7 protein-coding genes are annotated in these 7526 nt (G+C 67.5%); 6 read left to right on the forward strand and 1 reads right to left on the reverse strand.

Features of this window, described 5'->3' with window-relative positions:
* From obgE to JWR89_RS16220, 3 genes are all read left to right on the forward strand, one after another.
* A partial coding sequence (obgE, locus tag JWR89_RS16210) for a GTPase ObgE (protein WP_299717905.1) occupies nucleotides 1–786 on the forward strand: 786 nt, incomplete at its 5' end.
* A 177-nt stretch (nucleotides 787–963) separates the two neighbouring features.
* A complete protein-coding gene (gene proB, locus JWR89_RS16215) occupies nucleotides 964–2094 on the forward strand; it encodes a glutamate 5-kinase (RefSeq protein ID WP_299717906.1) in 1131 nt (376 codons plus the stop codon).
* Between the two features lie 185 nt (nucleotides 2095–2279).
* Nucleotides 2280–2495 carry a hypothetical protein gene (locus JWR89_RS16220; RefSeq protein WP_299717912.1) on the forward strand — a complete coding sequence of 72 codons (216 nt, stop codon included), beginning with the start codon at nucleotides 2280–2282 and terminating at the stop codon, nucleotides 2493–2495.
* On the opposite strand, the gene JWR89_RS16225 is transcribed toward JWR89_RS16220, so the two are convergent.
* Nucleotides 2496–4181 carry an MFS transporter gene (locus JWR89_RS16225; protein ID WP_299717914.1) on the reverse strand — a complete coding sequence of 562 codons (1686 nt, stop codon included), beginning with the start codon at nucleotides 4179–4181 and terminating at the stop codon, nucleotides 2496–2498.
* 161 nt (nucleotides 4182–4342) lie between these two features.
* Between JWR89_RS16225 and JWR89_RS16230 the strand changes: the two genes are divergently transcribed.
* From JWR89_RS16230 to JWR89_RS16240, 3 genes are all read left to right on the forward strand, one after another.
* Nucleotides 4343–5716, forward strand: a complete 1374-nt coding sequence (locus JWR89_RS16230; RefSeq protein ID WP_299717908.1) for a hydrolase — start codon at nucleotides 4343–4345, stop codon at nucleotides 5714–5716.
* Nucleotides 5717–5811: 95 nt separating this feature from the next.
* Entirely contained in the window at nucleotides 5812–7200 is a 1389-nt protein-coding gene (locus JWR89_RS16235; RefSeq protein WP_299717910.1) for a cytochrome P450, read from the forward strand.
* 202 nt (nucleotides 7201–7402) lie between these two features.
* The coding region (locus tag JWR89_RS16240; protein ID WP_299717916.1) for a DUF5939 domain-containing protein at nucleotides 7403–7526 on the forward strand (124 nt) is incomplete at its 3' end.

Consider the following 7526-nt stretch of genomic DNA (forward strand, 5'->3'; position numbering starts at 1 on the left):
AAGGTGCCGGTCGGAACCCAGATCATCGACGAGGACCGCGAAACGCTGCTCCACGACTTCGAGAAGGTCGGCGAGCGCTTCGTCCTGGCCGAGGGCGGCAATGGCGGTTTCGGCAACGCCCATTTCAAATCATCGACCAACCGCGCCCCGCGCAACGCCAATCCCGGTCAGACCGGGCAGGAGCGCTGGATCTGGCTGCGCCTGAAGCTGATCGCCGACGCCGGCATCGTCGGCCTGCCGAATGCCGGCAAGTCCACCTTCCTCTCGGTGGTTTCGGCCGCCAAGCCGAAGATCGCGGACTATCCGTTCACGACGCTGCATCCGCAGCTCGGCGTGGTCGATATCGACAGCCGCGAATTCGTGCTGGCGGACATTCCCGGCCTGATCGAAGGCGCGCATGAAGGCGCCGGCCTCGGTGATCGCTTCCTCGGCCATGTCGAGCGCTGCCGCGTGCTGCTGCACCTGATCGACGCCACCTGCGAGCATGCCGGCAAAGCCTACAAGACCGTGCGCACCGAACTCGACGCCTATGAAGGCGACCTCGTCAACAAGGTCGAGATCGTGGCGCTGAACAAGATCGATGCGGTCACGCCGGAGCACCTGAAGCAGCAGAAGGACCGGCTGAAGCGCGCCTCGAAGAAGACGCCGCTGCTGATGGCCGGCGCCACCGGCGAAGGCGTCAAGGAAGCGTTGCGTGCGCTGGTCGCGGAAATCGGCGAAGCCCCGGTGTCGGACAAGGCCAAGGCCGCAGGCGCCTCCGCGCCATGGGCGCCGCTGACGAACTGACATTTGCGGTCATGAACGCAAACCCATCAGCCGTCATTGCGAGGAGCCCTTGCGACGCGGCAATCCAGAGAGTCACGCAAGCACCGTCTGGATTGCTTCGTCGCAAGGGCTCCTCGCAATGACGCGGATGAGTCAAAGGCCAACATTTCCACCTTCACTCGCTGTTGACGAAGCCCCATGTCTTCTCCCGAACTGAAAAACTTCCGCCGCATCGTCATCAAGGTCGGCTCGTCGCTGCTGATCGATTCCGCGAAGGGCGAAGTTCGTGCTTCGTGGCTGGCGGCGCTCGCCGCCGACATCGCCAGGCTGCATGCGGACGGACGCGACGTGCTTGTGGTGTCCTCGGGCTCCATCGCGCTCGGCCGCAGCAAGCTCAAGCTGCCCCGCGGCGCGCTGAAGCTGGAAGAGAGCCAGGCCGCTGCCGCCGTCGGCCAGATCGCGCTGGCGCGAATCTGGTCGGAGGTGCTTGGGGCTCACGACATCGGCGCGGGACAGATCCTGGTGACCCTGCAGGACACCGAGGAGCGCCGCCGCTATCTCAATGCGCGCTCGACCATCGCCAAGCTGCTGGAGTGGCGCGCGGTCCCGGTGATCAACGAGAACGACACCGTCGCCACCAACGAAATCCGCTACGGCGACAACGACCGCCTCGCCGCACGCGTCGCCACCATGGCCTCGGCCGACCTCTTGGTGCTGCTGTCGGATATCGACGGACTGTATACGGCGCCGCCCGGCGCCAACCCCGACGCGACGCTGATTCCGGTTGTCGAATCCGTCACCGCCGAGATCGAGGCGATGGCGGGGGCTGCCGAGTCCGAGCTGTCGCGCGGCGGCATGTACACCAAGATCGAGGCTGCCAAGATCGCGACCACCGCCGGCACCCACATGCTGATCGCGTCGGGCAAGATCGAGCATCCGCTGCAGGCCATCGCCGACGGCGGCCGTTGCACCTGGTTCCTCAGCCCCGCCAACCCCGTCACCGCGCGAAAGCGCTGGATCGCCGGCTCGCTGGAGCCGAAGGGCACGCTGACCATCGATGCCGGCGCCGTCGCCGCCTTGCGTGCCGGAAAAAGTCTGCTGCCGGCCGGCGTGATCCGCGTCGATGGCGCGTTCGCCCGCGGCGACGCCGTGGTGGTGCGCGGCCCCGATACCCACGAGATCGGCCGCGGCCTGGTGGCCTATGACGCGGACCATGCCGAGCAGATCAAGGGGCACTCCTCGCCCGAAGTCATGCGCATCCTGGGCATCACCGGCCGCGCCGAAATGATCCACCGCGACGATTTGGTAATTGGCGCCGCGCCTGGATAGAGCGCGACTGCCAGCCACCGTCATTGCGAGGAGCCCTTGCGACGCGGCAATCCAGAAGCCACAAGCGAAGAACTGGATTGCTTCGTCGCAAGAGCTCCTCGCAATGACGGGGATGGGACGGAGTCGTTGGCAACGAAACGCCCAATCATGCATTATCGCGGCATTGCATCGGCGAGCGGACCAACATCATGAAAAAACTTTTACTGATCCCATTTCTGCTGTTCGCAACTGCGGCATCGGCGCAGGGCAACATGAACCAGTCGGCCTGCGCGCGCGATGTGTCGCGGCTGTGCCGGGCCCAGATGAATGACGGCGACATGGTCATACTGGACTGCCTCAAGACCCACCGCGCCAAGCTTAGCAAGGCCTGCGCCAAGGTGCTGACCGACAACGGCCAGTAGTCAGCCGCTGCTACCCGCCGGCGTCGAGACCGGCAGCACTTCGCGGGCGGCGAGGTCCGGCGTGTCGTCTTTCCAGCGCACCGAACCGAACGGCCGCTCCAGCATGCGGCGCACCCGTATCGGATCCGGGCCGAGATGGAAATCGACGGCGCGCTGATACAGCGCGCGCTCCGACTGGGTGGAGCGGTTGCGCTGCCGCAGAAAGTCCATCCAGGTCGGACAGTGATAGCGCTCGGTCCAGAGTTCGGGATCGGCAATATCGCGCGCGATCGACCAGCCATAGGCGCCGTTGCGCTGCCTCGAGAGCTGCACGTCCTGCATCACGCCGTGAAAGGCGCGGGCCTGCTCCTGGTCGACGCGGTATTCGATCTCCACCACCAGCGGACCGCTGCGGCCGGTCAAATGCAGTTGCACCTCGGGATCGGCGAGCATGTCCGCATCTTCGTCGCGGGCGCCGATCGGCGGCATCTTCAGCCACAGGCCGAACAGCGGCGACGCGAACATCGCCACCCCCGACACCAGCAGCGCCATCTCGACGCCGACGCTGTCGGTGAGATGGCCCCAGCCCCAGCTGCCGATCGCGATGCCGCCGGCAATCGCGGCCTGGAACGCGGCCAGTGAGCGGCCCGCCACCCAGCGTGGCGCCGATAGCTGCACGCCGATATTGAACAGCGCCACCGCCAGCATCCAGACCGACCCGGCCACCACCAGAGCGGCGGCGGTCAGCACCGGCTCGCGGCTCACCGCGACTACGGCAATGGCGACGCCCATGATCAGCGCGCAGGCGCGGATCGAGGCCTCGCCGCTGAGATACTTTCTGACATGACCGATGTTCAGCGCGCCGATCACCGCGCCCATGCCGAACGCGCCGAGCATGATGCCATAGGTCTGCGCGCCGCCGTGCAGCAGGTCGCGCGCCACCAGCGGCATCAGCGCCGATACCGAACCGCCGCAGATGCCGGTGATCAGGGTGCGCATCAGCACGACACGAATGGACGGCGAATTGGCGATGTAGCGCACGCCGGAGACGATCGCCCGGTTCAGCCGCTCCCTTGGCAACCGCGACGCCTCGGTCTTGCGGCGCCACAGCAGCAGCACCACCAGCAGCGGGATGTAGAGCACCGCATTGGCCGCAAAGGCGGCGACCGCGCCGGCGGTGGCGACCACGATGCCGCCGATCGCCGGCCCGAAGCTGCGCGCTATATTGTAGCTGATGCCGTTCAGCGCCACCGCCGACGGCAACACTTCCGGCGGCACCTGCTCGCCCACCGAGGACTGCCAGGCCGGGCCGAACAGCGCCATGCCGCTGCCGATGATGAAGCAGAATGCCAGCAGCAGATTCGGCGTCGCCGCGCCTGACCATTCCAGCGCCGTCAGCGCGCTGGCGCCGACCAGCGAAACCACCAGCGAGGCCAGCGACACCATGCGGCGGTCGTACATGTCCGCAACCGCGCCGGCCGGCATCGCGATCAGCATGATCGGCAGCATCAAGGCGGTCTGCACCAATGCCACCTTGTCGGCCGACGACGTCAGTTGCGTCATCGCCCAGGCGGCGCCGACGCTCTGGATCATCAGGCCGAGATTGGACAGCAGGCTGGCCAGCCAGATCCGGCGGAACACCGAAAAACCCAGCGGCGCCCCGATGCTGTCGGCGGCAAACATCGGTCGTTTCGGCGCTGGCGTCATCATCCCCTGCCGCTTTCTGGCGAAGCCTTGCGGCGCATTGTCATTCGCCGGTCGCATCCCTGTGATGCCTGCGAATCTTGGTGGCTGTCCAGTGGCGATGCTGCTATCCGGGCCTGCGCGGCGCGGGTAGCGTCGGACAACAATAAATTGGGGAGGTCGGTATGGGCGTGTCACGGCGAACGATTCTGATGGGTGCGGCGGCGCTGCCGCTCGCGGTGAACAGCCTCGCATCGCGCGCCTCGGCGCAGATCGCATCTGCGCCACCGGCCGCCTCCGACATCCCCCCGATCCTGTTCGTGCACGGCAACGGCGACCATGCCGCGTTGTGGATGACGCAGATATGGCGGATGGAATCCAACGGCATCGCGCGTGACCGCATGATGGCGATCGACTTTATCGATCCGATGGCGCGCAGCGACGACGCCGTTGAGCAGCCGGACCGTTCTTCCACGGCGCAGCAACGCGCGGAACTTGGCACCGCCATCGCCGAACTGAAGCGCCGAACCGGCGCGCCGCGCGTGGCGCTGGTGGCCAATTCGCGTGGCGGCAATTCGGTACGCAGCTACATCAAGATGGGCGGCGGCGCCGATGTCAGCCATGCGGTGCTGTGCGGCGTGCCCAACCACGGCGTCTTTGCCTGGGACGACGGCCTCGGCAATGAGTTCAACGGCCGCGGCCCGTTTTTGCGCGGGCTCAACGAGGGCGACTCCGAAGTCACCGCGGGTACCGCTTTCCTGACGCTCCGCGGCGACGGCACCGACAAATACGCCCAGCCCGATGGCCGCTTTGTCGGCAAGCCCGGCACGCCGACCGGGATCACGTTTGAAGGCCCCGCCCTGCGCGGCGCCACCAACCTCGTGCTCGGCACGCTGGACCACCGCGAGGTCGGCTTCCATCCGCGCGCCTTCCGCGAGATCTACAAGTTCATCGCCGACCGCGAACCGGCACGGATCGCCATCGTGCCGGAGGCGACTGTCAGGCTCGGCGGCCTGGTCACCGGCACCCCCGGCGGCGTGCCGACCAACCGGCCGGTGGCAGATGCCTCGGTCGAACTGTTTCGCGTCGATCCCGACACGGGCGAGCGGATCGGCGGCGCCATCTATGCGATCAAGACCGGCGCCGACGGCCGCTGGGGGCCTGCTTCGGTCGATCCGGCCTGGCCGCTGGAATTCGTGCTGACCGCGCCGGGCGCGCCGATCACGCACACCTACCGCTCGCCGTTTCCGCGTTCTTCGGACGTCGTCCACCTACGCCCCGGCCGCGCGCTTGGGCCGGCCGATGCCGGTGCCGGCGCGGTGGTGATCATGTCGCGGCCGCGCGGCTACTTCGGCCTGCCGCGCGATATCGTGCTGCTCGACGGCCGCGAGCCCGCCGATGTGAAGCCGGGCGTACCGACCGATTCGTCAGCCACGCTGCGGCTTCCGGCGGCCGATATCGGCCGCGCGGTGCCGGCGCTGTTCAACGAAGAGCGGATCGTGGCGCGCGCCTGGCCGGCCTCGGAGAACCGGATTGCGGTGGCGGAAATCACCACCTGATCAGGCGCGATAACCGGGCGCCTTCTTGACGCCCGGATTTGGCGGTCCCATCTCGTATAGTCACTCGGGTCAACTCTTCGAACTGCGAGGGTCGCATGAGTATCGCCGAAGCCTACGGGGCGCCCCTTGCGCGCGCGCCGCTGGTGCCGCCGAGCCCGCCGCGGGCGTCGGCCACCATGGGCCCGTTCGGCCGGATGGCGGCGATGCGCCGCAGCGCCATCGATACCTGGGGCCAGCGTGCCTACGAGGAAGATATCGTCAAGGGCCGCTTCTTCGGCCATGCCAGCTTCATCCTGAACGCCCCCGACGATATCCGCCACGTCCTGGTGGACAATTACGAGAACTACAGGCGCACCCCCGCCGGCATCCGCGTTCTCAGGCCGATGCTCGGCGAAGGCCTGCTGCTCGCCGAGGGCCGAACCTGGAAGCATCAGCGCCGCACGCTGGCGCCGGCCTTCACGCCGCGCGCGGTGAACACGCTGGTGCCGCACATGATTTCCGCGGTCGATGAGACGCTCGCCGAGCTGCACCGCGCGGCGGGCGGCCCGGTGGATTTGCGCGAGATCATGCAGCGCATGACGCTGGAGATCGCCGGCCGCACCATGTTTTCCTATGGCATGGCGCGCCACGGCAAGGCCCTGCGCGAGTTTGTCTTCGAGTACGGCAGTAACCTCGCGCGACCGCATTTTCTCGACCTGCTGCTGCCGCTGGGCTGGCCGACACCGCAGGATATTTCCCGGCACTTCTTCCGCAAGCGCTGGACCCGCTTCGTCGCCATGCTGATCGCCGAGCGCCGCGCCGCCGGCAAGTCCGACGGCGCGCCGCCGCGCGACCTGTTCGACCTGATGGTCGCGGCGCGCGATCCCGAAACCGGCGACGCGTTCTCCGATGCGCAGCTCGGCGACCAGGTCGCGACCATGATCCTGGCCGGCCACGAGACCACCGCCACCGCTTTGTTCTGGGCGCTGTACTTGCTGACGCTCGATCCCGACACGCAGCAACAGGTCGCCGCCGAGGCGCAGGCCGCCGGCGCCGATGGGCCGCTCGATATCGACAGGCTGAAGTTCACCCGCGCGGTGATCGACGAGACCATGCGGCTCTATCCGCCCGCCTTCCTGATCGCCCGCGCCGCGGCCGGCCCCGACACGCTGGGCGGCGCGAAAGTCGTCAAAGGCGACGTGATTCTGATCGCGCCGTGGCTGCTGCACCGCCACGAAAAACTGTGGCACGACCCCGCCGCCTTCATTCCCGCCCGTTTCATGCCTGGCGCCCCGCCGCCGGACCGCTACGCCTATCTGCCGTTCGGGGTCGGCGCGCGCGTCTGCATCGGCGCCCATTTCGCCCTGGTCGAGGCCACGCTGGCGCTCGCCAGGATCATCGGCACGTTCCGCGTCGAGCTCGACGAGACCGAGCCGGTGCTGCCGATCGGCATCGTCACCACGCAGCCGGATCGCTCGCCGGCGTTTCGGATCGCGCGGCGGTAGGACGCATGTCGCGCTTTCTTCCTTCTCCCCTTGCGGGAGAAGGTGGCGCGGACGAAGTCCGCGTCGGATGAGGGGTCTCTAGGCTCGGAGCTTGTGGCTACCCCTCACCCGTCCGCGCTGGCGCGCGGCCACCCTCTCCCACAGGGGGAGAGGGAAGTAAGTGCGTCTTTGACTCGTCGCGGAACAATCCTATCTATACGCCATGAGCGATATCCAGACCCAGTTCTCGGCGCTGAAACAGGCCGCCGATCCCGTCGTTGCCGAGGCCATCGAACGCCTGGTGGCCGAGGGCGAGGATCACCAGCTCAACCGCGTCAACGTGCTCG

The sequence above is a fragment of the Tardiphaga sp. genome (assembly GCF_028290785.1).
GTDB lineage: Bacteria > Pseudomonadota > Alphaproteobacteria > Rhizobiales > Xanthobacteraceae > Tardiphaga.

Coding starts and splice junctions, on each gene's coding strand:
- proB (WP_299717906.1), top strand. CDS start 964: ATGTCTTCTCCCGAACTGAAAAACTTCCGCCGCATCGTCATCAAGGTC.
- JWR89_RS16225 (WP_299717914.1), bottom strand. CDS start 4,181: ATGACGCCAGCGCCGAAACGACCGATGTTTGCCGCCGACAGCATCGGG.
- JWR89_RS16230 (WP_299717908.1), top strand. CDS start 4,343: ATGGGCGTGTCACGGCGAACGATTCTGATGGGTGCGGCGGCGCTGCCG.
- JWR89_RS16235 (WP_299717910.1), top strand. CDS start 5,812: ATGAGTATCGCCGAAGCCTACGGGGCGCCCCTTGCGCGCGCGCCGCTG.